General features: G+C 39.7%; 14 protein-coding genes. 10 read left to right on the top strand and 4 right to left on the bottom strand.

Going from position 1 to position 15,651, the window contains the following annotated elements; translation table 11 throughout:
• Window positions 1-163 (top strand): gliding motility-associated C-terminal domain-containing protein (locus JWQ54_RS29115; protein WP_367187077.1); only part of this gene is annotated, 163 nt, incomplete at its 5' end.
• A gap of 63 nt (window positions 164-226) precedes the next feature.
• On the opposite strand, the gene pdxA is transcribed toward JWQ54_RS29115, so the two are convergent.
• A complete protein-coding gene (gene pdxA / locus JWQ54_RS02970; RefSeq protein ID WP_299579958.1) occupies window positions 227-1,288 on the bottom strand; it encodes a 4-hydroxythreonine-4-phosphate dehydrogenase PdxA in 1,062 nt (353 codons plus the stop codon).
• A 197-nt stretch (window positions 1,289-1,485) separates the two neighbouring features.
• Here pdxA and rsmA point away from each other — a divergent pair, with 197 nt between their 5' ends.
• Window positions 1,486-2,265, top strand: coding sequence for a 16S rRNA (adenine(1518)-N(6)/adenine(1519)-N(6))-dimethyltransferase RsmA (gene rsmA, locus JWQ54_RS02965; RefSeq protein WP_299579955.1), 780 nt, complete (start codon window positions 1,486-1,488; stop codon window positions 2,263-2,265).
• 105 nt (window positions 2,266-2,370) lie between these two features.
• Here the strand turns inward: rsmA and JWQ54_RS02960 are convergent, their stop codons facing one another.
• Window positions 2,371-2,922, bottom strand: coding sequence for a hypothetical protein (locus JWQ54_RS02960; RefSeq protein ID WP_299579952.1), 552 nt, complete (start codon window positions 2,920-2,922; stop codon window positions 2,371-2,373).
• 164 nt (window positions 2,923-3,086) lie between these two features.
• On the opposite strand from JWQ54_RS02960, the gene JWQ54_RS02955 reads away from it, so the two are divergent.
• Complete coding sequence (locus JWQ54_RS02955) at window positions 3,087-4,022, top strand: NAD(P)-dependent oxidoreductase (RefSeq protein WP_299579949.1); 936 nt, start codon at window positions 3,087-3,089, stop codon at window positions 4,020-4,022.
• Window positions 4,023-4,054: 32 nt separating this feature from the next.
• On the opposite strand, the gene panC is transcribed toward JWQ54_RS02955, so the two are convergent.
• Window positions 4,055-4,900, bottom strand: a complete 846-nt coding sequence (gene panC / locus JWQ54_RS02950) for a pantoate--beta-alanine ligase (protein ID WP_299579946.1) — start codon at window positions 4,898-4,900, stop codon at window positions 4,055-4,057.
• Between the two features lie 156 nt (window positions 4,901-5,056).
• Between panC and JWQ54_RS02945 the strand changes: the two genes are divergently transcribed.
• The 3 genes from JWQ54_RS02945 (at window position 5,057) to glmS (ending at window position 9,361) form a co-directional block, all read left to right on the top strand.
• Window positions 5,057-5,881: a glycogen/starch synthase gene (locus tag JWQ54_RS02945; RefSeq protein ID WP_299579943.1), complete on the top strand. Its 825-nt coding sequence runs from the start codon at window positions 5,057-5,059 to the stop codon at window positions 5,879-5,881.
• 66 nt (window positions 5,882-5,947) lie between these two features.
• Entirely contained in the window at window positions 5,948-7,306 is a 1,359-nt protein-coding gene (locus JWQ54_RS02940) for a DUF4270 family protein (protein ID WP_299579941.1), read from the top strand.
• Window positions 7,307-7,525: 219 nt separating this feature from the next.
• Window positions 7,526-9,361, top strand: coding sequence for a glutamine--fructose-6-phosphate transaminase (isomerizing) (glmS, locus tag JWQ54_RS02935; protein WP_299579938.1), 1,836 nt, complete (start codon window positions 7,526-7,528; stop codon window positions 9,359-9,361).
• Window positions 9,362-9,492: 131 nt separating this feature from the next.
• On the opposite strand, the gene JWQ54_RS02930 is transcribed toward glmS, so the two are convergent.
• Entirely contained in the window at window positions 9,493-10,992 is a 1,500-nt protein-coding gene (locus tag JWQ54_RS02930) for a catalase (protein ID WP_299579935.1), read from the bottom strand.
• Window positions 10,993-11,201: 209 nt separating this feature from the next.
• On the opposite strand from JWQ54_RS02930, the gene JWQ54_RS02925 reads away from it, so the two are divergent.
• The 4 genes from JWQ54_RS02925 (at window position 11,202) to JWQ54_RS02910 (ending at window position 15,645) form a co-directional block, all read left to right on the top strand.
• On the top strand, window positions 11,202-12,137 hold the full coding sequence (locus JWQ54_RS02925; protein WP_299579932.1) for a hydrogen peroxide-inducible genes activator: 936 nt from the start codon (window positions 11,202-11,204) through the stop codon (window positions 12,135-12,137).
• 139 nt (window positions 12,138-12,276) lie between these two features.
• Window positions 12,277-13,158 (top strand): hypothetical protein, encoded by an 882-nt coding sequence (locus JWQ54_RS02920; protein WP_299579929.1) that lies wholly within the window; start codon window positions 12,277-12,279, stop codon window positions 13,156-13,158.
• A 116-nt stretch (window positions 13,159-13,274) separates the two neighbouring features.
• A complete protein-coding gene (locus JWQ54_RS02915) occupies window positions 13,275-13,913 on the top strand; it encodes an MBL fold metallo-hydrolase (RefSeq protein ID WP_299579926.1) in 639 nt (212 codons plus the stop codon).
• A gap of 505 nt (window positions 13,914-14,418) precedes the next feature.
• Complete coding sequence (locus JWQ54_RS02910) at window positions 14,419-15,645, top strand: FtsX-like permease family protein (RefSeq protein WP_299579923.1); 1,227 nt, start codon at window positions 14,419-14,421, stop codon at window positions 15,643-15,645.
• The last annotated feature ends 6 nt before the right edge of the window (window positions 15,646-15,651 follow it).

The raw sequence follows: 15,651 nt of genomic DNA, 5'->3' as shown, positions 1-15,651 counted from the left end.
ATATGAAGCAAAAGGGTATGACAATGCAACAAAAGTATTTGACGGGCACGCAAGCACAAATGGCAAGTTGCAGCAGGCTGGTACTTATTTTTACTCACTGACATATAAGGCAGGTGCTGAAACCAAACATAAAACGGGCTATTTAGTATTAAAATACCGATGATTAGGGGTTAGAAATCGATTAGAAGACAACTAATCTCTGATCTCTGACCTCTAATCTCTAACCCTAATCCCTGTCGCGGCTAAGTTTGGAAATAGTTAGTGGATTTTCGTGCAGTTCAAGGGTTTCGCGGCGGTGCTTAACAATATGTATGGCAGTAAACAAGGCTTCGCGGAATGAGATCTCTGATGCCAGGTTCTTTCCGGCAATATCGTAAGCCGTACCATGATCGGGCGAGGTACGTACAAAATTTAAACCGGCGGTAAAGTTTACACCCGATTCAAATGCTATTTGTTTAAATGGGATAAGGCCCTGGTCATGATACATGGCAAGCACGGCATCAAATTGTAAATAAGTTCCGTTTGCAAAAAAGCCATCGGCAGAGTATGGGCCAAAAGCCAATATATTATTGTTCCGGGCTTCTTCAATTGCCGGGGTAATTACTTTTTGTTCTTCATCGCCGATAAGGCCGTTATCGCTGGCATGCGGGTTTAGTCCCAGCACTGCAATTTTAGGTTTACGGATCCAAAAATCGTTACGCAGGCTGGCATCCATCAGCTTAAGTTTTGCTACTATCTTTTCGGTAGTAATACTTTCGGCAACTTTAGCAATCGGAATATGCCCGGTAACTACCCCAACCCGCAGGGTATCGCTAACCAAAAACATTAATGACTCGGCTGCGCCGTCCTTTTCCTGCAAATATTCAGTATGCCCCGGAAAATTAAATTGCTCACTTTGTATGCTGTCTTTATTAATAGGAGCAGTAACCAGTGCATCAATGTGTCCGTTTATCAGGTCGCTGGTTGCCCGCTCTAATGATAGGAAACCGTATTTGCCAACATCGTTATTTGCTATGCCCGGTTCAATTTTCACATCCTCTTCCCAGCAATTGATCATATTGGGTTTTCTGTTCTCTCTTTTGCTTTCGGATGCGTTATTGATCACAAAAAAGTTAAGATCTTCTACATGAGTAGTACGGCGGTAAAACGATGCCAGTTTTGTATGGCCGTAAACAATGGGGATACAATAATCATAAATGCGGCTATCAGCCAAAGTTTTTATAATTATTTCTAACCCAATGCCGTTTACATCACCTATGCTAATCCCTATTTTAATTTTTTCGCTCATTGTATGATATGATTACACAGATTGAATTATGATTTCGCCGATTTTTTGGAGGTACATAATTTATCAGTTTATTGGTTTAGCTTTCAGCTTTTTGCTTTAGGCTTTCAGCTTTAACAATGCAAATAAAAAGATTTTAAGCTTATAGTTTCTTATTAAAGCACAAATATGCCTTAATTTGCTCAAATATTTGATTAATAATGACATTGGTAAGAGCAAAAAAGCATTTAGGTCAGCATTTTCTTACTGATAAAAATATTGCTGCTAAAATAGTAGAGAGCCTTAGGCCCGGTAACGGCTACAGCCAGGTGCTTGAGGTTGGGCCGGGCATGGGGATCCTGTCGGATTTTTTATTGCAAAAGAGCGATCTGGAAGTTTCATTAATTGATATTGATACGGAATCGTATCTGTATCTTCAAAAAAAATACCCGGATTTAGGTAAACGCCTGATAAATGCCGATTTTTTGGAGATGGATTTTGCCGCATTCTTTAACGGCCCTATGGCTATTATTGGCAACTTTCCTTACAATATATCATCACAAATACTATTTAAGGTTCTTGATAACAGGCAGCAGGTAATTGAAGTAGTTGGCATGTTTCAAAAAGAAGTTGCCGAGCGTTGTAACTCAAAGCCGGGCAGCAAGGAGTATGGGATCCTCAGCGTGTTTTTGCAGGCCTATTACAAGGTTGAATATTTGTTTACAGTAAAGGCAGGGGTATTTAATCCGCCGCCAAAAGTATTATCGGCAGTAATAAGATTAACGCGTAACAAAACAGAAACTTTAGGCTGCGATGAAAAGCTTTTTTGGCAGGTGGTAAAAGCGGGTTTTAACCAACGCCGTAAAACACTGCGGAATGCTGTATCATCATTAATAAAAAAAGAGAAAATGACCGATGAGCCGATGCTTAACCTGCGGGCGGAAAGATTGAGCGTGGATGACTTTGTGAAGCTGACTAATATGATTACGGCAAACAGGTAGAGTAGTTCATAGTTGATAGTTCATAGTCCATAGAAGAATAGCGAGGAAAGGATTGATCGTAACATGCAACTATGGTCCATGGACTATCGACCATGGTCTACCTCATCAATCCACCCTTATAACTATCGGCTCGTTTTGCATTTTCTTAACTGATGCTGCCATGCGTTTTATAAAAAGATAGTTTGCTGTACCGCCAATAACCGCACCCATTACCGGCACTAATCTTTCGGCTGTGCGCGTGCCTAATATCATTAAAAGTTTTTCGGCTATGCCTTCCATCATGGTTTTGGTAAGCGTTACACCGGCCTCTACTTTAAGGGATGTTGCTATGAACGACATAAATTCTTCAAATCCTATTTGATAGCTGCCCCTGTTGTAGTACATAATAGCCATAGTAACCCTGAATTGCTGTGTTATTAAATTAACGAAATCAAGGGGAACACCTACTACAATGGTTAGCATACCTCCGGTGCCCGATATAACACCTGAACCGGCTGCCAGGTAAGCACATTGCTCAATAAACTTATCTATCCCTATTTTATCAACCCCTTTTTTTATATTAAGCTGATCTATACGGTCAAATATTTGTTTAAAGCCTTTATTTGAAAGCCTGCTTGCTTGTATTTTCATGCCGGCACCTAATTTTCTAAATCTCATCGTTTCGTTTTTTTGAGGGATAGCCCTGCATATAATACAATGCTATTAACGTGCCGGTTTTAAAAAACGCAGAAAATGTCATCTTTTATTAATAAACTTTTGTATCAATGTTAATTAAACCGGGCATTTTATAATTTTACACCTTCATATAAATTACTAAGTAGTTGAAAAATAATATTCTTATTGTTGATGATGTCCACCCTGTGTTTATGGAAATGGCTGTTGCCAAAGGTTATCAATGCGATTATAAACCCACAATAACGCCCGATGAAGCCCTGCAAATACTGGGCGACTATGCCGGCCTGGTTATCCGCTCAAAGTTTAACGTTAATAAACAAGTTATTGATATTGCTAAAAACCTGCGCTTTGTTTGCAGGGCAGGTGCAGGGATGGATAATATTGATGAAGCTTATGCTGCGGAAAAAGGTATAACATTGATAAATGCACCAGAAGGCAACATGGATGCCGTTGGCGAGCATGCTGTAGGTTTATTACTGGCTTTAATGAACAACTTTAATACGGCCGATGAACAGATCCGCGCCGGAAGCTGGCAGCGTGAGGCTAACCGCGGGTATGAGCTGAAAGGCCGTACGGTGGGCATTATAGGCTATGGTTTTATGGGGCGCAGCTTTGCTAAGAAGCTGTCGGGCTTTGAGGTAAACACAATTGCTTATGATAAATATAAAACTGGTTTTAGCGATAAATATGCCCGCGAAGTAAGCATGGAAGAAATTGTAAAACAGAGCGATATACTAAGTCTACACGTCCCGCTGACTTCCGAAACCAATAGACTGGTAAGCGAAGAGTATTTGTTTCACTTTAAAAAACCTATTTTTTTTATAAATACATCCCGTGGTAAAACTGCACAGGTAAGGGCTGTACTCAATGCAATAAAACAAGGCAAAATTTTAGGCGCCGGTTTGGATGTACTTGAAGTTGAAAGATTTCCATCCCTTGCAGAACAGGAATGGTTTGATGAGCTAAAGCAATCGGGCAAGGTGGTACTTACTCCTCACGTTGCCGGCTGGACGTTTGAATCGTACCGGAAAATAAGCGAGGTTATGGGAGGAAAGTTAGAAGTCTTTAGCCCTAAGTCCTAAGTCGGGAGTTCTTTTGACTTGAGACTAAAGACTCAGGACTTAGGACTCAACAAAATATTATCTATCAGCCTTGTCTTACCCACTTTGGCAGCTACAAGGGCAACGATGCTTTTAGTGCTATCGTTTGCCGGGTGCAGGGTATCGCCGTCGGCAATTTCAAAATAATCAAGCTCAACGCCGGGTTCGGCATTTATCATTTGTTCAGCTTCCTTTTTTAGTGCCGGGATATTGTTTTGGTTAAAGTTATTGCTAAGCCAGTTCAGCGTTTTTGAAAGGACGAGTGCATGCTGCCTGTCACCGGGCGTTAAATGGATATTCCTTGAGCTCATTGCCAGGCCATTGGTTTCGCGCTTTATTGGGCACATCACCAGTTTAACCGGCATATTGAGCATGTTAACCATTTTACTGATGATCAGAAACTGTTGATAATCTTTTTGGCCAAAGTAGGCTGTATCCGGGTTAACAATACCAAAAAGCTTATTTACTACCTGGGTAACGCCCTGATAATGGCCCGGGCGAAATTCTCCTTCAAGCAAATGCTCTGTTTCGCCTATGTTTAAATGCCATTGTTCATTACCATCATACATTTCATTTACTTCCGGGTTAAACAGTATATCGCAATTAACCTGCTCCAGCATTTTAATATCAGCCTCAATGGTACGGGGATATTTTTCCAGGTCCTTAGGATCGTTAAACTGACTGGGGTTAACAAAAATGCTGCATACAATTACATCATTTTGTTGTTGTGCAAACTCAATTAATGAAAGGTGGCCCTGGTGCAATGCGCCCAAAGTAGGCACAAATCCAATTGTTTTGTTTAAGGTTTTTATTTGCTGCAGATATTGCTGTAAAGATCTGCGGGTAGTAAATGTTTTCAATACAAATTAAATTACATATTGCGGCAAAGTTGTACAAATGATTAATAATTACCAAAAGTTACTTGCATAATTGGTTGCCAGTTCATATAATAATGCTTATATTTGCAGACTCAATTTTTTTGGACTTCTTTATATAAATTTAATACTGATATAGTGATGGGTAAATCTAAGCTTTTGTTTATAACTCACGAAATGTCTCCTTTCCTTGAACTCACAAAAATTTCTGAAATAACGCGCCAGCTTCCGCAGGCTATGCAGGAAAAAGGTTACGAGATCCGTATCCTTATGCCGCGTTTTGGAAATATAAATGAGCGCAGGAACCGGTTACACGAAGTGATCCGTTTATCGGGAATGAATATTATCATTAATGATAATGACAACCCGTTAATTATTAAAGTGGCCTCTATCCCTGCTGCACGAATGCAGGTTTATTTTTTAGATAACGAAGAATACTTTCAGCGCAAACATGTATTTGCCGATAAAGACGGTAAATTCTATGCTGATAATGATGAGCGTATGATCTTCTTTTGCAAGGGCGCTTTAGAAACCGTTAAAAAATTAGGCTGGGCTCCTGATGTAATTCACTGCCATGGCTGGATGAGCTCTTTAGTACCTGCTTATTTAAAAACTACTTACAAGGACGATCCAACATTCAAAAATTCAAAAGTTGTTTACTCCATTTATCAAAACGACTTTACTGAACAGCTGGATGCTGATTTTGCCCAAAAAGCCATAATGGGCGATATGACCGAAAAACATATCGAGGTTTATAAGCCCGGAAGTAATTCGGCATTGTATGCCGGCGCTATTCAATACAGCGACGCAATAGTTTTGGCAGGCAAAAATATAGACGAGGATGTGTTAAATAATGTTAAAAACAGCAATAAATCGGTTTTAGAATTCGAATCCACTGCAGATTTCGAAAATTATTACAATTTTTACGACGAAATTGCTAATGAAGAATTGGCACATGTTGTATAAGCTTTGAGATCATATATGAAATTTTTCCGTTTAGACTTATTGACGTTGTTAATAAGTCTTTTTATTTTGAATAGTTGTAAAAACCAGGATACTGTTGGCCTGGGTGTTGATTCATCATCCCAAATTAATGGTACATTGGTTGATACGACAACTTTAATAGTTAATACTGTTAAGGACGATTCTGTTATAACCTCCGGAGCTACTAAAAATCCGCTGGCTTTCTTTACAGATCCTGTTTTAGGGGTAACAGAATCAAACCTGGCTGCCAGTCTTAGCTTGCCGGGAGCAACTGCCTATGCTTTACCATCAGGAACAATATCCATTGATTCAACAAGATTGGTATTAAATTATATAGATGGCTTTTATGGCGATTCGGTTGCCTCAACCTATAAACTAAACGTTTATCAGTTAGCGGAGACTTTTAATGAAAGCATCTCTTATTACAATACTAAAATTTGGAATTCTTCATCAAATTTATTAGGGTCGGTAACATTTAAAGCCCGTCCACATGATTCTGTAAAAATTTCCAATATAATAACAGGTAAGCCTGATACGCTTATTAAGGTTCCGCCGCAGCTAAGGATACCTATTAACAATAACTTTATTATTTCAAACTTATTTAATGCAAGCAATGCTACGCTTTCATCAAACAAAGTTTTTCAAAATGCTGTTAAGGGCTTATATCTAACGCTTGATAAAAATCAAACAACTGGTGCAGGCGGTACACTTATGTTTTCAACTGGTGATACCCTGGCGGTTTATTGCAGAATTGTTAATAATGGTGTTATTGATACCACAATGATAAAACTTCCTATAACCAAGCTTGCGGCATCAATAACCCATACTTATACAACAACCATTAATGCCGAACTTGCTAATACCACAACATCCAGCAATTCCTTTTATTTACAAGGGCTTGCCGGATTACGTACCAGGATCAAGTTCCCGAGCTTATTGACCAACATTAGGAACAATCTGTTAAAAAAGGATAGCGATATAGTGCTGAACAGAGCTGAACTGGTTATAGTTCCTATAATCAAAAAACCCGGATCTAACATTCAAGATCCATATCGTCCGATACCCAAAATTAGTATGTATAAGCTGGATATAGCTCACCAGCGTACTACCATAGAAGATGCAAGTCCCGGGGATCCGCGTAGTGGAGGGGTTGGCGTTTTTGGCGGATTTTACAACCCCGCAAGAAACGAATATCATTTTATAATAACTGCTTACATGCAGGATCTGCTGCTTAAACGGACAGTTGATTATGGTACCTACCTGGCGCCTATTGATACTCTTAACAAAACAGCGGTTGATATTACCGTTACCTCGCAAATTGCTGCACGCACCGTAGCTGTAGGTACAGATAAAAATTCCTCCTATAAAATAAAGCTGAATATTATTTATACCAAAATAGCAAAGTAGAGATTAGTCAGAAAGTCGGAAAACGCGGAAGTCCGGAAGATTGCATTATGCAGATCTTTCGGACTTTTGTGTATTTATAAAGATTGTGAATTTAAAATTCATAAGTTACAGGCACTTCTTAATTTTTTTTAATATCACCAATTACATCCAAAACTTAGCCTTTAATCACTAATCTTATTAATTTTGAGCGGAAAACATTATTAATTAAATCATCTATTTATGTGTGGAATTGTAGGTTATATAGGCTTTAGAGACGCTTATCCCATAGTTATAAAAGGCCTTCACAGGCTGGAATACAGAGGGTATGACAGCGCCGGTGTTTCTTTATTTGACAAAGAATTAAAAGTATATAAAAAAGCAGGGAAGGTTAGCGACCTTGAAGGCTTTGTGAAAGATGTTGACCTGGGCGGTACAATTGGCATGGGCCATACACGCTGGGCAACACATGGTGTTCCAAGCGACAGGAACTCGCACCCTCACGCATCAGGCAACCGTAAGCTTACTATTATTCACAATGGGATAATTGAAAACTATGGTGTTATAAAAGAAACGCTGTTAAGCAAAGGCCATGTTTTTAAAAGCGATACGGATACCGAGGTTTTAATACACCTGGTTGAGGATATACAGGATGAAACAGGTTTGGATCTGCGCGAAGCGGTTAGGGTTGCATTAACTAAGGTGATTGGGGCCTATGCCATTGTAATAATGAGCGCCGAAGAACCTGACCTGTTAATAGCTGCCCGTAAAGGAAGCCCTATGGTTATAGGTGTTGGCAAAGGAGAATATTTCGTTGCATCAGATGCTACACCTATTGTTGAGTATACCAAAAATGTGATCTACTTAAATGATAACGAGATCGCCTATATCCGCCGCGAAGAGCTGCTAATAAAGAATATTGACAATACGGTGCAAACCCCATACATACATGAGCTTGATTTAAAGCTGGATATGCTTGAGAAAGGTGGCTTTGATCATTTTATGCTGAAAGAGATTTATGAGCAGCCACGGTCAATACGCGATTGTATGCGCGGTCGCATCTATCCTGAAAAAGGCCTGGTTCAGTTGGGTGGAATAAAGGAATTTACCGGGAAGCTGAAAAATATCGACCGCATTATTATTGTTGCCTGTGGTACATCATGGCATGCGGGTTTGGTTGGCGAATATTTAATAGAAGAATATGCCCGTGTCCCGGTTGAAGTTGAATATGCTTCGGAGTTCAGGTACCGGAACCCTATAATTACAGAAAAAGACCTGGTAATAGCGATCTCCCAATCGGGCGAAACAGCTGATACCATGGCAGCCATTGAGCTGGCAAAAGAAAAAGGGGCTACTATTTTCGGCATTTGCAATGTGGTTGGCGCTTCTATTCCGCGCACAACCCACGCCGGGGTTTATACCCATGCCGGGCCGGAAATTGGCGTGGCCTCCACCAAAGCATTTACTGCCCAGGTAACCGTTTTAACGTTAATAGCTTTTTACATAGCGCAGCAAAGAGGAACAATTACCGAAAGTAAGCTGATTGAACAGTTAACCGAACTAAATGAAATACCTGAATTGGTTGAGCAGGCTTTAAAGCTGAACGATCATATTAAAGATATAGCCTGGAGGTTTAAAGATTCGACCAACTGCCTGTTTTTAGGCAGGGGCAGCTCGTTTCCGGTTGCGCTTGAGGGAGCACTTAAATTAAAGGAGATCTCCTATATCCACGCTGAAGGGTATCCTGCTGCCGAAATGAAGCATGGACCCATAGCTTTGATTGATGATGAAATGCCGGTTGTATTTATAGCAACAAAAGATTCGTCATACGGAAAAGTTGTTAGTAACATACAGGAAGTAAAAGCGCGTAAAGGCCACGTGATAGCCATAGTTACCGAAGGTGATACAGAAGTAAAAGGCATGGCTGATTATGTAATTGAGATCCCGCAAACCGGCGAAGCATTTGTGCCGTTGCTGGCAACCATACCTTTACAGCTGCTTGCCTACCATATAGCCGTAATGCGTGGGTGCAACGTAGACCAACCCCGTAATTTGGCAAAATCTGTCACAGTGGAATAGAGGAAGTCCATGGTCGATGGTCTATAGACCATGGTAATTTAAGATCTAAAAAAAGCCGGTATTCATTCGATTGAACTACCGGCTTTTTCTTTTTACTATGGTCTATGGACTATCGACCATGGACTAAAAACTCAAGCGTGCGCTGCCATTGAACTCATAGCGGCATCCATATCAAGCTGCAGGCCTTTTGCTATTGCCATTCCAAGGCCTATATCAGCCCTGAACCAGTGGCAAAGCTGCCTGTTTACTATCACCTCTTTTTTAGGGCCGTCAATGCCGCCCATAGAGTTGGTTATGTTTGTTATCAGGTCATGCTTGGCTTCATCGCTCATCAGGCGGTATAAATTACCCGGCTGGGTATAATGGTCATTTTCACCTTCGGCATTCCGGTCATACCAATCGGCTACGCCTGTTCCCAAATCCCATGATGGTTCTTTGTAGCTTTCATCAGCCACTATATCATCAAAGCTGTTTGGGAAATAGTTTGGAGCCGAGCCCTGGTTGCCATCAACACGCATTTGTCCGTCGCGCTCGTAATTATTTACGGCAAAAGGGCACCTGTTTACCGGGATCTGCTCATAGTTGCCCCCTAAACGGTGACGGTGCGCATCAGGGTATGAAAGTAAACGCCCCTGTAGCATCTTATCAGGCGAATAGCCAATGCCATCAACTACGTGTGCCGGTGCAAAGGCAGATTGCTCAACGTGTGCAAAATAATTATCCGGGTTTTTATTCAGCTCAAGCACACCCACATCAATTAAAGGGAAATCGCCATGCGGCCATACTTTTGTCAAATCAAAAGGGTTCCACTTGTAGGTTTTTGCCTGTTCTTCGGTCATTACCTGGATCTTTAATTTCCATTTAGGGAAGTCGCCATTATCGATATGTGTCAGCAGATCGTGCTGTGCAAAGTCTGGATTTTTACCGCGCATTTCTCCGGCTTCGGCATCGGTAAAATTTTTGATGCCTTGTTCGGTTTTAAAGTGGAATTTCACCCAATGTCTTTCATTATTGGCATTTATCATAGAAAAAGTATGACTGCCAAAGCCATCCATGTGGCGGTAGCCATAAGGCGTTCCCCGGTCTGACATCAGGATGGTAACCTGGTGCAAACTTTCCGGGTTTAACGACCAGAAATCCCACATCATAGTAGCGCTTTTACAATTGGTATATGGATCGCGTTTTTGGGTATGGATAAAATCGCTGAACTTTTTAGGATCTTTCACAAAAAATACGGGGGTGTTGTTACCTACCAGGTCCCAGTTGCCTTCTTCAGTATAAAATTTTAATGCAAAGCCGCGCGGATCACGTTCGGTATCAGCCGAACCCTTTTCGCCTCCAACTGTTGAGAAACGCAGAAAGGTCTTGGTTTCCTTGCCTATAGTATTAAAAAGTTTGGCACGGGTATACTTTGAAATATCGTGTGTAACGGTGAACGTGCCATACGCGCCTGATCCTTTGGCGTGTACCACTCTTTCAGGAATCCGCTCACGGTTAAAATGAGCCATCTTTTCATGCAGAATAAAATCTTGCAGCAATATAGGACCGCGAGGCCCAACAGTCATAGAGTTTTCATTCTCTGCATAAGGTATTCCTGATGCTGTGGTCAGCTTTTTTTTGTTGGTTTCCATATAGATTAGTTTTTATAATTCAAACTTCATCATAAAAATTCAATAGAAAAAATCAATAATTACTATATTTGAATAGAGAAAAACTATAGTGTAGGTAGAAGCAAGAGTCAAGAAATCAAGAATCAAGATAAAACAAATTATTTCTAACTCTTGATTCCTGACTCTTGACATCTTAATTCTTCAAATTCCTGCCTCTTAAATTTAAAAGCATGACCATTACCCAGCTTGAATATATTGTTGCCGTTGATACTTACCGGAGTTTTGTAGCTGCCGCCGAAAAATGCTTTGTTACCCAGCCCACCCTGAGCATGCAGGTACAAAAACTGGAGGATACCCTTGGGGTTAAACTGTTTGACCGCAGCAAGCAGCCTGTAACACCTACGGAGATAGGCATCGAGATCATAACTCAGGCCCGCATCCTGCTGGCAGAAAGTGAAAAGATAAAGGAGATAATTACCGACAGACAAAAAGAACTCTCGGGTGAGTTGAAAGTGGGCATTATTCCCACAATTGCTCCTTATATCCTGCCAAAAATATTGCATGGCTTTATTGAAAAATATCCGCAGGTAAAACTGATAGTTTGGGAACAAACAACAGAGGAGATCATCAATCAGCTAAAACTGGGAATGATAGATTGCGGCATATTATCAACCCCGTTACATGAAAATACCCTTACTGAGCTGCCCGTTTTTTACGAGAACTTTGTGGCCTACGTATCCAAAAACAGCAAGCTCTCAAAAAAGAAAAATATAGTGCCCGATGATATTGATATGGAGGAGATCTGGATATTAAACGAAGGCCATTGCATGCGCGAGCAGGTTTTAAATATTTGCCAGCGCCGCAAAGCAACCCAGGGCTTTAAGCATTTTGAATATAATACCGGCAGTGTTGAAACCTTAAAACGGATGGTTGATCAAAATAACGGGGCAACTATTTTGCCTGAACTGGCACTGTCTGATCTGAGCGAAAAGCAGCTGGATAAGGTACGGTATTTTAAATCGCCGGAGCCTGCCCGTGAAGTAAGCATTGTAATACAGCGCAACTTTTTAAAGCGACGGATGATTGAAGCACTAAAGAATGAGATCCTGAAGTTTTTACCAAAACGGATGAAGAGCAAGAAGAAAAAAGAAGTGATAGATATTTGAGGAAATCCGAAAGCCGGGAAAGTCAGTAAAGTCCGAAAGAAGAAGTATCAATTCTCACCTGGATCTGTATAAATTAATTAGATAAGATGATTTTGGTTTTAATACTACTATGAAATTTTATTATTTAATAATTTCCTTAATGTTTATTATTTGTTCATGCGAAAGGAACAATCTTTCGTTTAAAAAATTTCATCATGACACAATAAATCAAAAGCCTCAGATAAAAAGGATAACATGGGAACAAGCGCTTAAGGAAGCTGAAAAAGACCGTGCGATTTATGGAGCTTTTGAGCCATCAAAAAATACAATAGTTTTATTCAGACGTTTTCTTGGGATTGAATTAAGTACTAATGGTGGTAAAAGCTGGGAATGGCTGGCAAAGAAATTAAATAGACTTGATGAGATAACTATTGATAATAAGGGTATTTGGTGGGGTTTGGTACGATGGAAAGGTATTCATGAAGCAAGTCATTGCAGAATATTTAAATCTGCCGATTGCGGGAAAACGTGGGATGGTTATATATTTAATACAAATGTGTTTTTCCCTTATCACATTTATTCAAAGCCCAATCAGGCGTTTTTAGTTATCAATTTCTGGGATAAAAAAGTTTATTCGCTTTTAGGAAACGACCCGCAACATCACTGGCAATATGTTAAGCAATTGCCTAAGGAGGATGAAATGGCAGACATTAGTGCCGATAATTATTTTATCGATCGCCACGATAATAAGCTGTATGTAAAAAGGAAAGGAGGTAAAACGGATACGCTAATGGATTTTAGAAAAGCGTATGAAATTTACCAGATTCAAAAAATAAATGACACCATTTATGTAGCCGGGCCAGCATTAAACAATGCTGACTCTTATTTTGCAACTGTTGCTAAGGAACATATTTTAAAAGAGTATGTGATTCCGGGGCTTGATCTAAATATCACTAAAACACAATTTAATCATATTTTTTTAACGGCTACCACAGGAGCATATCTGTTAAAAAACGATAAACTTATTCATATTTTTAAATAGTTTTTACCGGTTTTCCATCCAATCAATCCAAAACCTTCCGCATTCAAAACCTTCCGCAGTCAAAAAAATCCGCAAATTTGCACATCCGCATATCCAAAATCAACTACTTTTGCCCTATGGCCAACGTTCAGCATTTTGTAAATAACCCTTACCAGGAAAATACCTATATTTTATATGATGACAGCGGCGAGTGCGTTATTATTGACCCTGGTATGGAAACCGCATCTGAGCAAAATGTGGTGGTAAATTTTATCAGGAACAATAATTTAAAACCGGTTTTGCTGCTAAATACCCATTGTCATATTGACCATGTGCTGGGCAATAAATTTGTTTTTGATCAGTACGGATTAAATCCAAAGTTCCATGAAGGCGAGCTGCCGCTTTTGGAGGCCGTTTCTGCGTACGCGCCATCAATGGGTATGCGTTATGAACTATCGCCATTGCCAGATGAATATTTGCCTGAAACCGGTACTGTTAGCTTTGGAAATACAACGCTCCACCTGATCTTCGCTCCTGGTCATTCGCCGGCGCATTTGTGTTTTTATGATAAGGATGCTAATATATTAATAGGGGGTGATGTACTGTTCAGGGGCAGCATAGGCAGGAGTGATCTGCCCGGAGGTAACTTTAGTCAGCTGGTAGATAACATCGAACAAAAATTATTTTTATTGCCTGATGATTGCATTGTTTATCCCGGGCATGGGCCGGATACTACTATCGGGTATGAGAAAGTGACCAATCCTTTTCTGAACTAAGTAGCTGTAACGCGTGTAACAACTGTATTGTCCCTTTACAAACGTTACAGCGTAACATAACATCTTATCATAAAAAAGAGAAATTCAATATATAGTAAGTTAATATTATATAATTAACCATTTATATTGATGATGAGATTATTGTATTTTCTGTAACGCCTGTAAACCCCCAATACAACAATTACAAAAAATACAGCTATTGATATAAAACTGTTTCCTCCTGTTATAATGAATTGCATTATTGTATTTTCTGTAACGCTTGTAAACCCCCAATACAACATTTACAAAAAATACAGCTATTGACATAAAATCGTTTCCTCCTGTTATAATGAATTGCAATGCTGTATTTCCTGTAACGCCTGTAAACCCCCAATACAACATTTACAAACGTTACAATCTTAACTGCTCGCAAGCCTGTTGTATAAATATTGCCAAAAAGCCATTACCTTTAAGGCGTTATTGATGCATGTGTAAAATCACTAACTCATTAACTACTCATTCAACATTGAATACATCCATCTACATAGCTAAAAGATATTTATTTTCCCGTAAGAAGATGCATGCGATAAACATCATCTCCGGCATATCCATGCTGGGGGTTTTAATTGGCAGCGCTGCACTCATTATTATTTTATCGGTGTTTAACGGGTTTGAGGAGGTAATACTATCGCTGTACAGCAACTTTACGCCCGAAATAAAAATTGAGCCCCGCATGGGTAAAACTTTTAATCCCAACACAGTTTATTTTAATACGCTGCGAAAAGATGACAAGGTCTTTTCATTTATAGAGGTATTACAGGAAAAAGTTCTGGTAAAGTATGATGGCAAACCTGTTATTGGATCAATAAAAGGAGTGAGCGCCCAGTTTATGAAAAGGGGAAACCTGGATAGTATTATTCAATCGGGCTCATTCACTTTAAAACGCGATGGAAACAATTATGCAGTTATCGGTTCAACTGTGCAAAGCAGCCTTGGGGTAAGCATTCGCGATCAGTTTACACCTTTAGAGATCTACTCACCAAACCGCGATGCCGGTACCGGGGCAAATCCATTAAATGCGTTTACGGTACGCCCTATTTATCCAACGGGTATTTTTGGCCTCGGACAGGAGTTTGACGATCTGATAATTACCCCTATTGATTTTGCGCGGGATCTGCTTAATCAGCCGGTAAATGTTTCATCATTAGAGATCAACTTTAAAAAAGGAACCAATTTGAAAGATGAGCAGGATGTTATAAAGGATAAGATAGGACATAATTTTACGGTGAAGAACCGGAGCCAGCAAAATGCCGAGCTATACAAAACATTAAATTACGAACGCTGGTTTATTTTTATGATTTTGGTGTTTGTGCTAATTATCGCAATATTTAATATCATAGGTTCGTTAACCATGCTGGTTATGGATAAACGGAAAGACATAGCCATTTTAACCAGCCTTGGCGCTAATAAACAACTTATACAGGGAATCTTCTTTTTTGAAGGGATGATGATATCAATAACTGGCTGTATTGCAGGTATATTTTTAGGCCTTATATTTTGTATATTGCAGCAACGTTTTGGTTTAGTAAAGATGGGGACTGACAAGTCGATAATTGATGCTTACCCAATTGCGTTATTGCTGAGAGACTTTATACTGGTGTTTTTAACCGTTGTTTCTATTTCGGTAATTGCATCGGGCATAAGTGCACGCCTGAGCATTAAAGGGCTTAATGATATTAAACAAGATTTGTAAATTTAT

It is taken from the genome of Mucilaginibacter sp. (genome assembly GCF_028288225.1).
Taxonomy (GTDB): domain Bacteria; phylum Bacteroidota; class Bacteroidia; order Sphingobacteriales; family Sphingobacteriaceae; genus Mucilaginibacter.
The sequence above is the reverse complement of the archived record's forward strand: the minus strand, read 5'-3'. Positions and strand labels throughout refer to the sequence as shown.